The organism is Pusillimonas sp. NJUB218 (assembly GCF_003788685.1).
GTDB lineage: Bacteria > Pseudomonadota > Gammaproteobacteria > Burkholderiales > Burkholderiaceae_B > Neopusillimonas.
This window is the reverse complement of sequence record NZ_NQMK01000004.1, coordinates 235,518-250,724: the sequence shown is the minus strand read 5'-3', so window position 1 is coordinate 250,724 and position 15,207 is coordinate 235,518. Positions and strand designations below refer to the sequence as shown.

Here is a 15,207-nt window from a genome sequence, read left to right as displayed (position 1 = left end):
TCGGGTGAATGCAAGAGGTAGAAACGGAATGCGTTGACACACACGTTTGTGACGCGGCCAACAGCAAGTTGATTTAGGGCGCAAAAAACCGGGCGGGTACGCCGGCAAAGCAAAACCTTACACAATCGGCTAACGGTATTTAGCAGATTAATCGGCTAATTTACCGCGTTGCAGCATCAGAATCAAATCGAAGGCCCCAAAAGCGATCAAAATGCAACGCTTAATCTCTATACTAGACACTTTCGTTGTGCAATTGACACCAGAATGACCGCCACCTTGCCGCTGCTCCAACGTTTTTTTTACAGCCACTACTTTTTTGGCGGGCTGCGGCAAGCCACCGGCGTCATTATCCCGGCTTTATTCGCCGGGCTAGTGCTGGGCCAGTACGGCCTTGGCATGGTGGCCTCTATAGGCGCAGCCTGCGTTGCCGTCATCGACCAACCCGGCAGCCCCCGACGCTACAGCGTCAACACCATGCTGGGGGCCGTACTGCTGGGCACTGCCACTACCGTTGTTACCGGGCTTAGCGCATCGCACAGCACCCTCATCTGGTTTGTCATCCCGGCGTTGTGTTTTTTGTTTTCGATGTTTACGGTATATGGTCGCCAAGGCGGCCTGATGGGCTACGCCTGCCTGTTCATCATGACCCTGACCATGCGTGAAGCGCTTGAGCCGCACGAAGTGCTGATCCACTCGTTAAGCTCATTTGCGGGGGGGCTGTTTTACTTCTTGTTCAGTAGCGCCGTTCACCGCGTGTTCTGGCACCGAGAAGAACAACAAGCGCTCTCGGTCGCCCTATTCGCTACCGCCGACTACATTGACTCACGATCAAGGCTATATGACGTTACCCTTGACCTGGAGGACTCATACCGTCAATTAATGCGCACGCAGTCCGCCATGACAGAGAGCCAGCAGGCTGCACGCAACACGGTATTGCGCGAGTTGCCAACAGGCAAGTCAAGATCGGACCGACGGCGTTACGCTGCCCTGAATATCTTTATAGATATGGTAGCGTTACTCGACACGCTTGTGGCTACGCAGACCGACTACGCGACGCTCCACCGTTCCCTGCACGACAGCGACCTGCTGGTGTTTGCACGCGACGCGCTGCGAAAGCTGGCAAACAACACACGCCAAATCGCGCTGGATGTCGCCCGAGATCGGCCGGTAACCGAACGCAGTAGCGTCAAGGCAGAAATTCGCGCCATCGAATACGAACTTGAGCAGTATCGACAACAGGGGCTGGCCGACAACCAGCCCGAAGTCTATGCCTTGCTGGTACAAGTGCTTCGGCGCCTGCGTAATGCGACGCGCATCGTCGAGCGCATGACCGAACACACCCAGCCCAAACAATCGTTCGAACTGGTCGATATGCGGCTGGACAAAACGCTAGGCCGGTTTTTATCGCATAACGAATTACGGCTGGGCATGATCACCAGCAACCTGCGACTCGATTCACCCAGTTTCCGTTACTCGATTCGGGTGGCGATCGCAGCCACCCTGGCACTGGTTGTCGATGCTGTGCTTACGGCCATACTGGCATCGCGCCCCGACAGCGCGTCGATCGAAATTCATGGGTACTGGATTATTTTGACAACGGTCGTCGTCATGAAACCCGGCTATGCACTGACACGGCAGCGTAACCTTTTCCGTTTGGCGGGTACCTTCCTGGGCTGTGTGCTGGCCCTGGCCATGTTCAACCTAGAACCCAGCATCAACATTTACTTTACCGTGCTGGTCGCTGCGTGCATCTTGGGCTACAGCATGGTGCAGGTCAATTTCATGATGTCGGCCGCGTTGAACACGCTGTGCCTGATGTTGGCGTTCCATTTCCTGTCACCCGCCACCAACTTCCTGATCGGTGAGCGCCTGCTGGACACCGTGCTGGGCAGCGCGCTGGCACTGGGGTGCAGCTATATTTTGCCCTGGTGGGAACACAACTTTATGGGCTCGCTGGCGGCTGCGGCGAAAAACGCCAATGCCAAATTCTTCAGAGCCGGCATGCACTACGCCGATCTGAGCCGCAAGCTGATGCAAGCGACTGATCTTGACGAACCTGCGCGTCAAGCCCTTACCCGCGACGTTGAGGAAGCCGATGTCGCGTGGCGACTAACCCGTAAAAATGCCTACATTGCGCTGGGTAACTTTACAGCCGCGTTTTATCGCATGATGGCAGAGCCCGTGCGCCGCCAGCGCAATGTACCCGAGCTCAACCACCTGCTCATCCAGAACCATTTACTGGCCTCACAGATCAGCGCGGCAATCCCGTTACTGGCCCAACTGCACGATGTCCCCGAAGGGATACGGTTGTCGCTTGATGCAATCGAAGAATACCTGAACGACAAAGACGCCAACCCACCCCAATCAATTGAAACTGAAGGCGAGCTGGCGGCCTTGGCCTACCCGATGAAGCAAATGCTTAAAGCGACTCAGTTGATTCGACAAGAAATGCGGGCACTGACGCCAGGAACGGCATAGCCCGCTTTGCCTTACAAGTGTTCGAGCTTTTTAGGTTGCTTGCTGGCAAAGTACCAAATACCCGCCCCGATTTGCAGGGCAAGCAAAATAGTCCATGCGGCAATATGAGCTTGGGCTGGATACACGCCCACACTGATAGGCTCCCACAACTCCACAACCCAGCCTACGGCGTTCTGGAACAAGAAAATAAGGAAGAACACCAGCATATTAAAGCTGGTGCCCACCCGCCCCAGCGTATGGCGAGGAAAGGTTTCTACCAAGACAGCGTAAATCAGCGCGTTGGTACCCCCAAGGAATCCATAAGCTATCCAGAAAAAAGCTCGTGGCAATGGCACGTCGAGAAGAATCAGCACCTCGGTCAGCACAAACAAGGCCAACAGCAAACCACAGAAGTGGTAAAGACTGATACCCCAGCGCTCAACCCGCCGGGCCACAAGCCCCGAAGCCGCGCTCCCGAACACGGCGGCAAACCCTAGCAGCGACACAAGCCCATCGACAGTCGCACCGGGCAGCCCGTTGACGTCAAGCAGATACGGCTTAACCCATAAAGATTGCACCGCATAAAAGGTGCCCGCAACAATAGACGGGAACAGCAGAATCTGCCAGAACGCGCGCGTTCTGGCGATTTCCCAGGTACCGCGAAGCTGGTCGCCCATTGTGGGACGCTTGCGATTATGCAACGGTGCTGTGTCGCGCGCACCAAACAGCAGGCACAACGACACCATTACCGTCAGCGCAGCCAACAAGAAACTGGCCGTACGCCATGTAATCACATCGAGCACCAGCGACAACGGCGTCCCCACCACTGCCCCGCCCAGTCCACCCAGCGCCACGACTGCCCCGTTGATCATGGGCAAACGATGCGTAGGAAAGGTGAGCGCCATGGCCTGGAACGCCGCCCCCAGACAAACGGCCACGCCCACGCCAATGACAAAGCGGCCCAACATCAGACCCCACATGGTGTCACTAAGCGCGAAAATCACCGAGCCAACAGCGGCCACCAGCACAAGCACCCCGTTAACCTTGCGCGGCCCCCAGGTATCAAGCGCAGCGCCCGCAGGTATCTGGGTTAACGCAAAGCCCAAAAAATACAAGCTGGTCAACAGACCAAGATCGGCAGCCGACAGCCCGATTTCTTCGATGAGAAAGCCCGAAAAGCCAATGTTGACGCCTCGATACAAGTACGAGACAAAATAGCCGAACGAAAAAAATAAAAAGATACGGGTTGAGTTGGTCATGACCTGCCTGCCGCTTAGCGTTCGGGGCGACGAAAAACCAGCTTCAAGTCGGAGGACGCATCGGCATGGAAAGCATAGCCCTCGGCGTCAAAACCTTTGAGCTTTGCAGAATCGGTAATCTGATTCTCGATGATGTAGCGGGCCATCAAGCCACGGGCGCGCTTGGCATGAAAACTGATGACTTTCCAGCTACCGTTTTTCTCATCCTGGAAAACACATTGCACGATGCGGGCTTTAAGTGTTTTCTGATCGACCGATTTGAAATACTCTTCAGATGCAAGGTTGACGATCGTATCAGCGCCTTGTTCAGCCAGGCGCGCGTTAAGATACTTGGCGATTTCGCTGCCCCAGTAGTCGTACAAGTTCCTGCCTTTTTCAGTCGCCAGGCGTGTGCCCATTTCCAGGCGGTAAGGTTGCATCAGGTCGAGTGGACGCAAGACACCATAAAGACCGCTCAAGATAGCCACATGCTGCTGCGCCCAATCGAGCTGGCCTTCATTCAGCGTAGGGGCTTCAAGGCCCTCGTATACATCGCCGTTGAACGCCAGCACAGCTTGGCGCGAATTGGTTTGCGTAAATTTTGGTGTCCAGGCTGCATAGCGCTCGACGTTAAGACTAGCCAAGTTATCGCTCAGGCTCATCAAACCGGCAATTTCAGAAGCCGACTTTTGTTTGAGTACATCGATGAGCCCCTGGGCCTGCTCTACAAATAAAGGCTGCGTATGCTTTGTTGTACGCACCGGCGAGTCGTAATCAAGTTTTTTGGCGGGTGACAGAAGAACTAACATGTTTAAAAACGTTCCTGATCGCAAAAATTGAATAGATAGTTTGGTAATGGCGACGCCGGCGCGAAGCGCCGACGCATTGGCACGCCAAAGTCAACAGTCGCGGAGGTTAACGGGCCGTCCAGCCGCCGTCCATGGAAAGGCTGGTCCCAGTCATTTGCTCGGCGGCATCGGACGCCAGAAACACTGCAGCGGCGCCAAGCTGTTTTGGGGTCACGAACTGCAACGAGGGTTGCTTCTCGCCCAGCAGGTCTTTGGCGGCAGTTTCTATGTCGGTACCGTTTTTCTCGGCCAACGCCTCGATTTGGCGTTCAACAAGTGGAGTACGCACCCAGCCCGGGCAAATGGCATTGGCGGTAATGCCATTGCCGGCGTTTTCAAGTGCCGTGACTTTTGTCAGGCCGACCACCCCATGCTTGGCAGCCACATAGGCAGACTTTTGCGGCGACGCAACCAGGCCATGCGCCGATGCGATATTAATGATGCGCCCCCACCCCTGGCGCTTCATGTACGGCAGCGCGGCCGCAGTGCCATGAAACACCGCCGAGAGATTCAGGGCAATAATCGCATCCCATCGATCGACGGGGAAATTTTCAATAAGATCGGTATGCTGAATGCCGGCGTTATTGACGAGGATATCCAGTCCCCCGCCCAGTACGGTTGCCGCATCATCAATGAATTTTCGGGTCGCCGCGGCCTGCGAAAGGTCGGCAGCAATGTAGTAGGCCTTGACGGCAAACTCAAGCTCGATATTGACACGGGCCTGCTCGATCTCGTGCGCATCACCAAACCCATTGATGACAATATCGGCGCCGTTGGACGCCAATTCGCGCGCTATGGCCAAACCAATTCCGCTGGTAGACCCTGTTACAACGGCGCGTTTACCTGTCAGCATGCAACCCCCTTGATTTTGGATTTTGAACTTAAAGTCGTACTGTATTCTATAAAACTTAATCAGTGCACTGCGCAAATCAGATAAACCTTCGCACAACCTGCAAATTTCTCAGCGCAAAGCCCTGGCACCGTGCAAAAAATAAATACCTCTGTTAGAATTGCGGACTTGCTGGTAACGACCGCAACACGGACAGGTGGCAGAGTGGTCGAATGTACCTGACTCGAAATCAGGCGTACGTGCAAGCGTACCGTGGGTTCGAATCCCACCCTGTCCGCCAAGCAGTCTATATTTAAGCGCCCCCCGGGGCGCTTTTTTATTTGGTCTCTTCTCTTGGCAGCAAAAGTCGAGCCCCACCAGCCGACTTACGCCAAACTTTGCTTGACCTTTCCTGACCTTTTCCTGAAACTTGGCTTATGTAGGCTTGGTACGTTCTAACGACTTGCCTAAAGCGGCTTTAAATAGAATATTACTATCAAGTTTATTTAAATAATAAACTTTACTAATATTGAAGCCTGCTTAACAATGGTCCTTGTATCAACGCACGATAACTCGTAACGCAACACAGGAGCGCGACATGGAAAGCAACCAGACAAAAGCAGGCCAATGCCCGGTAATGCACGGCGGCAATACCGCCTCAAGCCAAGGGCCCATGGCCTGGTGGCCCGAAGCCCTGAACCTCGACATCTTGCACCAGCATGACAGCAAGACCAATCCGCTAGCCGGTTTCAATTACCGCGAGGCCGTGAAATCTCTCGATGTCGACGCGCTCAAAAAAGATCTGGCCGAACTGATGACCAGCAGCCAACCCTGGTGGCCTGCCGACTGGGGGCACTACGGTGGCCTGATGATTCGCATGGCATGGCACGCTGCCGGCACCTACCGTGTTGCCGATGGTCGAGGCGGTGCGGGCACAGGTAACCAACGCTTTGCCCCGCTCAATTCCTGGCCCGACAATGGCAACCTCGACAAGGCGCGTCGCTTGCTTTGGCCGATCAAGAAAAAATATGGCAACAAAATCAGCTGGGCCGATCTTATTGTTTTGGCCGGCAATGTCGCCTACGAATCAATGGGCTTCAAAACGTTTGGCTTTGCCTTCGGCCGGGAAGACATCTGGCACCCAGAAAAGGATATCTACTGGGGCTCCGAGAAAGAATGGCTGGCCAAGAGCGGCGGCGAAGGCAGCCGGTACAGCGGTGAACGCGACCTGGAAAACCCGCTGGCCGCAGTAATGATGGGGCTGATCTACGTCAACCCCGAAGGCGTTGACGGCAACCCCGACCCACTGAAAACAGCCCAAGACATGCGCGTGACGTTTGAACGCATGGCCATGAATGACGAAGAAACCGTTGCCCTGACTGCCGGCGGCCATACCGTGGGCAAGGCGCACGGCAATGGCAACGCCGCCAACCTTGGCCCCGCCCCGGAAGGCACCGACGTTGAAGAACAAGGGCTGGGCTGGATGAACCACAAAACACGCGGCATTGGTCGCGACACAGTGACCAGCGGGGTTGAAGGCGCCTGGACTACCCACCCGACAAAATGGGACGCCGGTTACTTCCAAATGCTACTCAAGCATGATTGGGAACAGACAAAAAGCCCGGCCGGCGCCTGGCAGTGGAAACCCGTCAGCATCAAAGAGGAAGACATGCCCGTCGATGTCGAAGATCCATCGATCCGCTGCATGCCCATGATGACTGACGCCGACATGGCCCTGAAAATGGATCCTGAATACCGCAAAATTTCCGAACGTTTTGCAGCTGACCAGGCCTATTTCGAAGATGTTTTCGCTCGCGCCTGGTTCAAGCTGACCCACCGCGACATGGGCCCTAAAGCACGCTACATTGGCCCCGAAGTGCCTGCCGAAGACTTGATCTGGCAAGATCCGGTACCTGCCGGCAATGCAAAGTATGACGTCGCTGCCGTCAAGGCAAAAATTATCGCCGCCGGCTTAAGCGTCAGCGATATGGTATCTACCGCCTGGGACAGCGCACGTACTTTCCGTGGTTCAGACTATCGTGGCGGCGCTAACGGCGCACGCATCCGACTGGCCCCGCAAAAGGACTGGGAAGGTAACGAACCTGCACGCCTGGCTAAGGTCTTGAAAGTTTATGAGCAGATCGCAAACGAGACGGGCGCCAGCGTGGCCGACGTCATTGTGCTGGCGGGCAACGTGGGTATCGAGCAAGCGGCTAAAGCGGCGGGTGTTTCGGTTAGCGTGCCATTTGCGCCGGGTCGTGGCGACGCAACACAAGAACAAACCGACGTCGATTCCTTCGAAGTGCTGGAGCCCCTGGCCGACGGCTTCCGTAATTGGCAAAAAGCCCATTATGTCGTCAAACCCGAAGAGCTGCTTCTGGACCGCGCCCAACTGATGGGCCTGACCGCATCAGAAATGACGGTGTTGGTTGGCGGTATGCGTGTCTTGGGCACCAATTACGGCGGTGCGGGCCATGGCGTGTTTACCGATCGTGTCGGTGCGTTAACCAACGACTTTTTCGTGAACCTGACCGACATGAACTATAGCTGGAAGCCGACCGGCCGGAACAGCTACGATATTGTCGATCGCGCCAGCGGTGCCACCAAGTGGACCGCCACACGTGTCGACCTGGTATTCGGCTCGAACTCTATTTTGCGCGCTTACGCCGAGGTGTACGCCCAAGACGATAACCGCGAAAAATTCGTCAACGACTTCGTTGCCGCTTGGACAAAAGTAATGAACGCTGACCGTTTCGACCTGCAGTAAGCAGCCCATGCAGCCGGTAGCTGACAACAGTCGGCTACCGGCTGTTCAAATTGATAAGCTGAATATTCCTGTTTCGGGAATTAATGTTTGCAGTACCGTTGCTATTGGCTGTCACAAAAAGCGAGTACAGTCGTCACCTACATAAACAATTAAACAGGGTGATTTAAAAGCATGGCCTTTGTAGTAACCGAAAGTTGTATTGCCTGCAAGTACACCGACTGCGTCAGTGTCTGCCCCATGGAATGTTTTTTCGAGGGGCCTAATTTCATGGTTATCAACCCCGACGAATGTATTGATTGCTCGATTTGTGTCGGCCAATGTCCCGTCGGTGCCATTGTCGAGGCCAGCGAAATCGCGCCCGACCAGGCGCATTTTGTGCAACTGAACCGTGACCTATCGCACGACCCGCGCTGGAAGCGCATTACACAAGCCAAGCCACCCTTGCCGGAGCATGAGGTCTGGGCCGCTACAAAAAACAAGCTTCATCTGCTAAAGCAGCAAATCGAAACCTAGCAAAAACACCCATCGCCAGCCGTACCTTTGCCCGATAGAATGGGCCGGTCAACCCGACAAAATATCGGCCAGGCAATATTTATGGGTTCATCTCCAAATTTCATGACGTTACTGCGGCACCCGCAACATATTGTGGGTGAAGTCGACGTTGGGCCGGCCCTGCCCAGCAGCGTGTCTTTGGCCAGGCACCGTGCCAAAGCGCATACGTTCAAACGCGGCATTACCTCCGATGTCCTGATTATTGCTCAGCAAAACATCAATGCAACGTCGGTAATGTTTGACCTGGGGTTTGGTCCAAACGAGCACTTCTGCCCGTCGACATCGCCGGTATATATCGTGCCCGCCGAAGCAAATGCACAATGGACGCTCAATGGCGAGTCGCAGTGTGTTTACCTCGCGCTACCCGCGCAAGACGTAACTCAACTATTCGAAGCCTTTGGCGTCACGGCACCTGCCGAGCACTTGTGGCGGCTAGCAGGTCGCGGCTTTGACGAACGCCTGGTGCACGAGCTTGTACTTCGGTTATGGCAAGAGGTCTCTAATGTGGGGCCGACGCCTTTGCTGGAAAGCAGCTGCCGCGTCGCCTTACTACATACCCTGGCACGCCGGTTTCAGCGTGAACCGACTCCGGCCGCAAAAACAACACCCAAACTCGAACGCCGTTTACTGAACCGGGTACTAGAGGCTATTCATGCCCTGCCTCCTGAGGGGGTATCCGTCGAGCGGCTGGCGCAAATCGCCGGGCTCAGCCCGTTTCATTTCAGCAGGCTATTTCAGAACAGCACGGGTCGCACGCCCTACCGGTATTACGATGAACTACGTTTTCAGCGCGCTTGCGACCTTTTAACCGGGACATCGGCATCCATAGGCGATATCGGGGGGCAGTTAGGCTTTGCCAACCCAAGTCAGTTCACTCGTGCCTTCAGCCGGCACGCCGGCTGCTCTCCCCGCCGGTATCGAACACAGCAAGGTTTTCGATGTCATTGACCGGGGCTGTCAGGCCCCGTCCTTCTTTATATCGGCGCCCTCCCCCACAAGCCACTTAAATAACCAGCAAGGGGGAGGGTTGACACTTTAACGCGGGTCTATCGGGGTCAAGATACCAGCCCTGGCTTCAATCACCTCGCCGGCATCCAGAACAACGTCCTCGCGGAACCGTTGCCCCAGCAATTGAACCCCAACCGGCAGACCTCCAGCCACACCCGTTGGCACCGACATCGCGGGAAAGCCCAACATCGGGATCGCCATCATCAACCAATTGGCTGCCATAACGCGTCGCATACTCTCCACACTCTGGATATCGGCATCTTGCTCGAAGGCCTGCTCGGCGGCCACCGGCATCAACATTAGCGGATATTTTTGCATGAACTGCTGCAACTTGACGATCAGGGTTCCGCGACGGGCGTATCCGTTCATGTAGGTCGTCAAGTCAGGTTGCTCGCCCCACCAGTCTTTGGCCACAGCATAGTAGTGTTCGGCCGTTTTCTTCATACCGTAATCGCCAACCTCTTCAACCAACGGCATCAACTGACGAAACTCCTCCATCGCCAGCAGGTACCAAAGCTTGTAGGCCTCCTCGAAAACGGGGTCGGCGACCTCTTCGACGACATAGCCGGCGTCGCGCAACCAGTCGGCGGCCTGATCCAATGCCGCCAACGCTGCTGCTGTAGGCTTAGACGGCCCCGCATCGCGTAAAAAGGCGACTTTAATAGGCCGGGCCAGACCCGGCCCCGGAAGCGCCGGCGAGGCATGCACCAGATCCCGGGGGTCGAATGGGCTCATCGCCGCCAGCGAAAGGCGCAGATCTGACACACAACGCGCCAGCGGCCCTTGAGTCAACATGGTTTGAACAGATAACGCCTGATCTGCATTGGCAGGACCAAACCATGAAGGGATGCGACCTACGGTGGGACGCAAACCCGTCACGCCGCAACAATACGCCGGCTGCCGAATCGAACCCCCGATATCATTACCGTGCGCCATCGCCACCATGCCAGTCGCCGCCGCAGCAGCAGCCCCGCCACTCGAGCCGCCCGGTGTGCGGGTTGCATCCCAAGGGTTAAGCGTACGGCCATGCAGGTCGTTATTGGTAAACCAACGATATGAGAACGCAGGTGTATTACTGCGCCCGACAAATACGGCCCCTGACCGGCGCAGGTTTGCGACGTGCGGCGCGTCTTCGTGCGCCACCATGTCTTTAAATGCGACGACGCCATTGGTGGTCGCATGCCCTTTCTGGTCGCTGTTGACCTTGATCGATACAGGCACACCATGCAACGGCCCAAGGTTTTCACCTGACGCCACCGCGCGATCTGCCGCATCAGCCATTTCCAGCGCTTCTTCGGGCGAGACCTCAACCAGTGCATTGACGTGAGGGTTGACTTGCTCGATACGTTGCAAGCTCGCCAAAGTGGCTTCACGCGAAGAAATCGCACCAGTTCGAATGCCATGCGCCAGCGCCGTTGCGCTCCAACGCCATAGTTCCGAGGGTTGCTGAGCAGGGTCAAAAATGTTCGTCATGTTTGTGTCTCCGTTATTGGTTTATGTGGGCTGGCGCTGGCCAAACCCAACTAAAACCAGCTTATCAACACGACAGACACCACAACAGCCCCTGCGGCCGCCGGCAAAGCAGCATTACGCAAAAACCGCAGGAAATGACAACAGCAGAATCTCGCATATTGGATCCGCGTGCACAACCTGCCCCAATTAGCGCTTTCCGACCCGTGGCGGTGACATATTTGCCTGTTGCCTTCTTACAGCCAAGATATACAATGAAAATGTATATCCAAAACAGGAGACTCATCATGCAAGTTGCAAAATGGGGCAATAGCCTTGCGGTACGCCTCCCTGCCAGCCTGGTCGAGGCACTTGAGCTGCGGGAAGGCGACGACATTGAAATTATTATTGATGACTCAAGAACCTTTGCAGTACGTAAAAAGCCAGGCGCCGACCAATTACTGAAACGCTTGCGTACGTTCCGGGGGAAGCTGCCCGCCGACTTCCACTTCGACCGCGAACAAGCCAATGCGCGCGACTAAATTTGGGCATTTTCTTGACAGTAATGTCATTTTATATCTGCTCTCGACCGACCCTCAGAAGGCCGATCAGGCCGAACATCTGCTGGCGGCCGGCCCGGTGATCAGCGTACAAGTGCTTAACGAAGTGGCTCACGTATGCAGGCGCAAGCTGCAAATGACGTGGGACGACATTACCCAGTTTCTGACACTGGTACGGGGCTTTTGCAAGGTTGTGCCCCTTACCGAAACCATCCACGACCAAGGCAGGACAATTTCGGCGCGGTATCAGTTGCCGTTTTACGATGCCTGCATTGTGGCGGCTGCAGCCGATGCGGGCTGCCACACTTTGTACACCGAAGACATGCATAACGGGCTGCGGTTGCCAGATCAACAAATTAGCGTCAAGAATCCTTTCAAATAGCGCCCGCAGCTACCGACAAAGCCGCGTTACGCAAAAACCGCAGGAAATGACATAAACCGGTACCAGACCGGGACAGCGTTGTACCGCAGCAAGGCTGACATCTGTTTACAAAGCCGATCGATTCTTGCGAGCATTTAGCTTATAGTTCGAAACAGGCCAGACGGCCCAGGCTATCGCCAAACCCAAAAAAGGACGACGCACCATGTCTTCACCGTCAGCGCACGAAACCGTAGCCAAGACAACGCAAGACACCGACAGCCGCCTGAAATGGCTGCAAGATCACGTACAGTTTGTGCAGGCTTTTGCCAAAAACCCGTTGGGCATCGGTGCCATCCTGCCCTCGAGCCGAGCGCTGGCGGCAGCCATCACGGCTCATCTACAGCCGGGTTCCGGGAAAGTTCTCGAGCTGGGCAGCGGCACAGGAGCTTTCACCCAATATATGCTGACCAGAGGGTTTGACCCTGCCGACCTTATCCTGGTCGAACAAGACGCGGCGCTAGCTGCCAGGTTGCGCCGCAGGTTTCCCCAATCTACCTTACTGCAAATACCGGCGCAAACCTTGCATTTGCACTACGACACGACCCAGCGCGATATTGTCGCCACGGTATGCGGTCTGCCCTTGCGCAATATGAACCGCAGCGTTCATGCGCAAATGCTTAAAGCTACTTTCGACGCGATGCGTCCAGAGGGCGCGCTGTACTTGTTTACCTATGGCCCGACTTGTCCAGTGTCGGCGTACACACTAAACGCACTGGGCCTGACCAGCCGGCTAACGGCTTTTGTGGTTAAAAACCTGCCCCCGGCATGCGTTTTTTGTATTACGAGGGTGCCAGACGCAACGCAAGGCTGACAAACATCCTCCAGAGGCTCGCGCACGGCGGAATAAACCCAATAACGGACGACCACTATTGCCGTTTACCGAGCCACGAAAACAGCTATAAAAAACATTACTTTTAGGCCCAGAAAAGATAAACTGGAAATCAATTGCATTTAATATGTAATAGGCTTCCAACTTTTAGCAATAGGCCAAATGCCCACATTTACCGACAACCAGCGCGATATGGCCGAGGCGTTGCCCAGCATGATCTGGACAGCTACCCCAAGCGGCCAGGTCGATTACGTTAACCACGTGTTCGCGCACTACACCGGGCACCCGGCCAACCAAGACGACACAATCGACTGGCTGGCGGTCGTGCACCCCGACGACCACGAATCTACACTGCGCATTTGGGGCAACTGCATCGCGTCAGGCGCCAAGTATCAGGCTGAATTCAGAATTTTCCATAAGCCCAGCAACAGTTACCGCTGGCACCATGTGGCCGCTACCCCGCACCACAACGCCGACGGCACAATTAGGCGCTGGTACGGCATCACCACCGACATCCACGACATCAAACTGGCCAACCGAGCCGTTGACAAGGCCCACGACGAGCTTAAACGCGTGGTTGCGCTGCAGGCCCTCGAAAGCAAAGTGCTCGACGCCATCAGCCAAGAGCGCGAGCTGCAAGACATGCTCGACATCGTCACCCACGCTGTTGACGACTTCATCCCTGAGGTTCGGTCTTCTATTTTGCTGGTTAAAAACGGGTGCTTGTGGCATGGGTCGGCCCCTAAACATCCGCAAGACTACATTGAAGCCATTAATGGAATAAGTGTTGGCGAAGGCAATGGCTCTTGCGGCACCTCGGCCGCCCGGCAAGAGCCGGTGATTGTTACCGACATAAACACCGACCCACTATGGGCGTCGGTTAACGACCTGGTCGAACTTATCGACGCGAAGGCGTGTTGGTCAATCCCGGTTATCGGGGCCACTGGCAAAGTGCTGGCCACGTTTGGCATATACAGCCATCACCCCGCACTCCCAACCGACGAGCAGCTAGCCACTATTAACCATATTTGCCAGTTTGTGCGTGTGGCTATCGAACGTACCCAACAGCGCGAAGCCGCCCGCCAGATAGAGAGACAACTGCAGTTGTCGCAAAGCCGCGAGGCCATTGTCAAGCTTACGGGCGGCTTGGCACACGATTTCAACAATTTGCTCACGGTCATTTTAAGTAATGCCGGCCAATTGGCCGAAGAGCTTACCGAAGGCAGCGAACACCAGGAAATGGCGTTAGACATAAAACGCGCGGCGCGCCGCGGGGCCGACATGATTCGCAACCTGCTGTCATTTTCAAGACAACAGTTGCTGCAGCCTAAGCCGGTACACGTTAACTCCCTGCTTACGGACATGCACACCCTGGCCGAACGGGTACTCGACAGCCGAATTACGCTTAACCTGGCCCTTGAAGCCCGCCCCGCCACAATTATGGTTGACCCGGCCCAGCTAGAAAATGCCGTCCTTAACATATTGTTAAACGCACGAGACGCAATTCAAAACTCGGGCACGGTGACGCTGCGCACCCGCACCGTCAATCACTATAACGCTGCCCTTCCCCGCACTTTACCAGTCAATGCCACCTACCTTCTCCTCGAGGTACAAGACGATGGCCACGGCATTGCGCCCGACGCCCGGGAGCATATCTTTGACCCGTTCTACACCACCAAAGACGTGGGTAATGGCAGTGGACTCGGGCTAAGCATGGTCGATGGCTTTGTTAAACAGTCGAAAGGCGGCGTCGCCGTAACCTCAGCCTTAGGGCAAGGCACCACAATAAGCCTTTATTTCCCGGTGATGGCCGACGTCGTCACTGCGTCCGGCGCCAAATCAGAAATCGAAACCCCACCCAGCGGTACCGGCAAAATTTTGGTTGTCGAAGACGAGCCTGCGGTACAAGCCACACTGGTGCGGCAATTACAAAAACTGGGCTACCAGGTGCTGGCTGCGGGCAACGGCCACGAAGGCTTGCTCGAGCTGCAACGCCACCCCGATATCGACCTGTTGCTTACTGACATGATGATGCCCGGCGGTATGGACGGCCAACAGTTAGCCACCCTGGCGCGCCGGCACAACCCCAACATACGCGTAGTGTTGTCGTCGGGGTATTCGCACAAACTGGCCAAAGATCAAGACCGCACCGCCGAAGGCTATTGGCTGTTACCCAAACCTTATTTACGAATTGATTTGGCCACTTTGCTGAAAAAAGCACTTGCTACCTTAGCCACTTAGGTCCCAAC

Annotated in this window: 12 protein-coding genes and 1 tRNA gene; 9 read left to right on the top strand and 4 right to left on the bottom strand. The window is 55.5% G+C overall.

All coding sequences use genetic code 11. From position 1 onward, the window contains the following. Positions 1 to 264 precede the first annotated feature (264 nt). Positions 265 to 2,478: an FUSC family membrane protein gene (locus tag CHR62_RS07570; RefSeq protein ID WP_093969159.1), complete on the top strand. Its 2,214-nt coding sequence runs from the start codon at positions 265 to 267 to the stop codon at positions 2,476 to 2,478. Between the two features lie 11 nt (positions 2,479 to 2,489). Here the strand turns inward: CHR62_RS07570 and CHR62_RS07565 are convergent, their stop codons facing one another. The 3 genes from CHR62_RS07565 to CHR62_RS07555 form a co-directional block, all read right to left on the bottom strand. Then, positions 2,490 to 3,716: a nitrate/nitrite transporter gene (locus tag CHR62_RS07565; protein WP_123660513.1), complete on the bottom strand. Its 1,227-nt coding sequence runs from the start codon at positions 3,714 to 3,716 to the stop codon at positions 2,490 to 2,492. A gap of 14 nt (positions 3,717 to 3,730) precedes the next feature. After that, on the bottom strand, positions 3,731 to 4,504 hold the full coding sequence (gene yaaA / locus CHR62_RS07560; protein WP_123660512.1) for a peroxide stress protein YaaA: 774 nt from the start codon (positions 4,502 to 4,504) through the stop codon (positions 3,731 to 3,733). 106 nt (positions 4,505 to 4,610) lie between these two features. Further along, the gene (locus tag CHR62_RS07555; RefSeq protein WP_093969162.1) at positions 4,611 to 5,396 is read right to left on the bottom strand and encodes a 3-hydroxybutyrate dehydrogenase; all 786 of its coding nucleotides are present in this window, start codon (positions 5,394 to 5,396) and stop codon (positions 4,611 to 4,613) included. Positions 5,397 to 5,583: 187 nt separating this feature from the next. On the opposite strand from CHR62_RS07555, the gene CHR62_RS07550 reads away from it, so the two are divergent. From CHR62_RS07550 to CHR62_RS07535, 4 genes are all read left to right on the top strand, one after another. Beyond that, positions 5,584 to 5,673 (top strand) — tRNA-Ser (locus CHR62_RS07550). 297 nt (positions 5,674 to 5,970) lie between these two features. Continuing rightward, positions 5,971 to 8,139, top strand: coding sequence for a catalase/peroxidase HPI (gene katG, locus CHR62_RS07545; RefSeq protein ID WP_093969163.1), 2,169 nt, complete (start codon positions 5,971 to 5,973; stop codon positions 8,137 to 8,139). 171 nt (positions 8,140 to 8,310) lie between these two features. Further along, positions 8,311 to 8,652: a ferredoxin FdxA gene (fdxA, locus tag CHR62_RS07540; protein ID WP_123660511.1), complete on the top strand. Its 342-nt coding sequence runs from the start codon at positions 8,311 to 8,313 to the stop codon at positions 8,650 to 8,652. Positions 8,653 to 8,733: 81 nt separating this feature from the next. Further along, a complete protein-coding gene (locus CHR62_RS07535) occupies positions 8,734 to 9,639 on the top strand; it encodes an AraC family transcriptional regulator (RefSeq protein ID WP_158213991.1) in 906 nt (301 codons plus the stop codon). An 87-nt stretch (positions 9,640 to 9,726) separates the two neighbouring features. Here CHR62_RS07535 and CHR62_RS07530 read toward each other — a convergent pair whose 3' ends face one another. Further along, on the bottom strand, positions 9,727 to 11,172 hold the full coding sequence (locus CHR62_RS07530; protein WP_123660509.1) for an amidase family protein: 1,446 nt from the start codon (positions 11,170 to 11,172) through the stop codon (positions 9,727 to 9,729). Between the two features lie 284 nt (positions 11,173 to 11,456). Between CHR62_RS07530 and CHR62_RS07525 the strand changes: the two genes are divergently transcribed. The 4 genes from CHR62_RS07525 to CHR62_RS07510 all read left to right on the top strand — a co-directional run bounded on the left by CHR62_RS07525 (position 11,457) and on the right by CHR62_RS07510 (position 15,199). Continuing rightward, positions 11,457 to 11,690 (top strand): AbrB/MazE/SpoVT family DNA-binding domain-containing protein, encoded by a 234-nt coding sequence (locus tag CHR62_RS07525; RefSeq protein WP_123660508.1) that lies wholly within the window; start codon positions 11,457 to 11,459, stop codon positions 11,688 to 11,690. Further along, positions 11,677 to 12,090 (top strand): PIN domain-containing protein, encoded by a 414-nt coding sequence (locus CHR62_RS07520; RefSeq protein ID WP_093969168.1) that lies wholly within the window; start codon positions 11,677 to 11,679, stop codon positions 12,088 to 12,090. The genes CHR62_RS07525 and CHR62_RS07520 overlap by 14 nt, the downstream gene beginning before the upstream one ends. 202 nt (positions 12,091 to 12,292) lie before the next feature. Beyond that, a complete protein-coding gene (locus CHR62_RS07515; RefSeq protein WP_123660507.1) occupies positions 12,293 to 12,940 on the top strand; it encodes a class I SAM-dependent methyltransferase in 648 nt (215 codons plus the stop codon). Positions 12,941 to 13,120: 180 nt separating this feature from the next. Further along, a complete protein-coding gene (locus tag CHR62_RS07510) occupies positions 13,121 to 15,199 on the top strand; it encodes an ATP-binding protein (RefSeq protein WP_123660506.1) in 2,079 nt (692 codons plus the stop codon). Positions 15,200 to 15,207: the final 8 nt, after the last annotated feature.

Excerpts from the sequence above, each read along its gene's own strand:
- CHR62_RS07570 (WP_093969159.1), top strand. The coding sequence starts at position 265 with ATGACCGCCACCTTGCCGCTGCTCCAACGTTTTTTTTACAGCCACTAC.
- CHR62_RS07565 (WP_123660513.1), bottom strand. The coding sequence starts at position 3,716 with ATGACCAACTCAACCCGTATCTTTTTATTTTTTTCGTTCGGCTATTTT.
- yaaA (WP_123660512.1), bottom strand. The coding sequence starts at position 4,504 with ATGTTAGTTCTTCTGTCACCCGCCAAAAAACTTGATTACGACTCGCCG.
- CHR62_RS07555 (WP_093969162.1), bottom strand. The coding sequence starts at position 5,396 with ATGCTGACAGGTAAACGCGCCGTTGTAACAGGGTCTACCAGCGGAATT.
- katG (WP_093969163.1), top strand. The coding sequence starts at position 5,971 with ATGGAAAGCAACCAGACAAAAGCAGGCCAATGCCCGGTAATGCACGGC.
- fdxA (WP_123660511.1), top strand. The coding sequence starts at position 8,311 with ATGGCCTTTGTAGTAACCGAAAGTTGTATTGCCTGCAAGTACACCGAC.
- CHR62_RS07535 (WP_158213991.1), top strand. The coding sequence starts at position 8,734 with ATGGGTTCATCTCCAAATTTCATGACGTTACTGCGGCACCCGCAACAT.
- CHR62_RS07530 (WP_123660509.1), bottom strand. The coding sequence starts at position 11,172 with ATGACGAACATTTTTGACCCTGCTCAGCAACCCTCGGAACTATGGCGT.
- CHR62_RS07525 (WP_123660508.1), top strand. The coding sequence starts at position 11,457 with ATGCAAGTTGCAAAATGGGGCAATAGCCTTGCGGTACGCCTCCCTGCC.
- CHR62_RS07520 (WP_093969168.1), top strand. The coding sequence starts at position 11,677 with ATGCGCGCGACTAAATTTGGGCATTTTCTTGACAGTAATGTCATTTTA.
- CHR62_RS07515 (WP_123660507.1), top strand. The coding sequence starts at position 12,293 with ATGTCTTCACCGTCAGCGCACGAAACCGTAGCCAAGACAACGCAAGAC.
- CHR62_RS07510 (WP_123660506.1), top strand. The coding sequence starts at position 13,121 with ATGCCCACATTTACCGACAACCAGCGCGATATGGCCGAGGCGTTGCCC.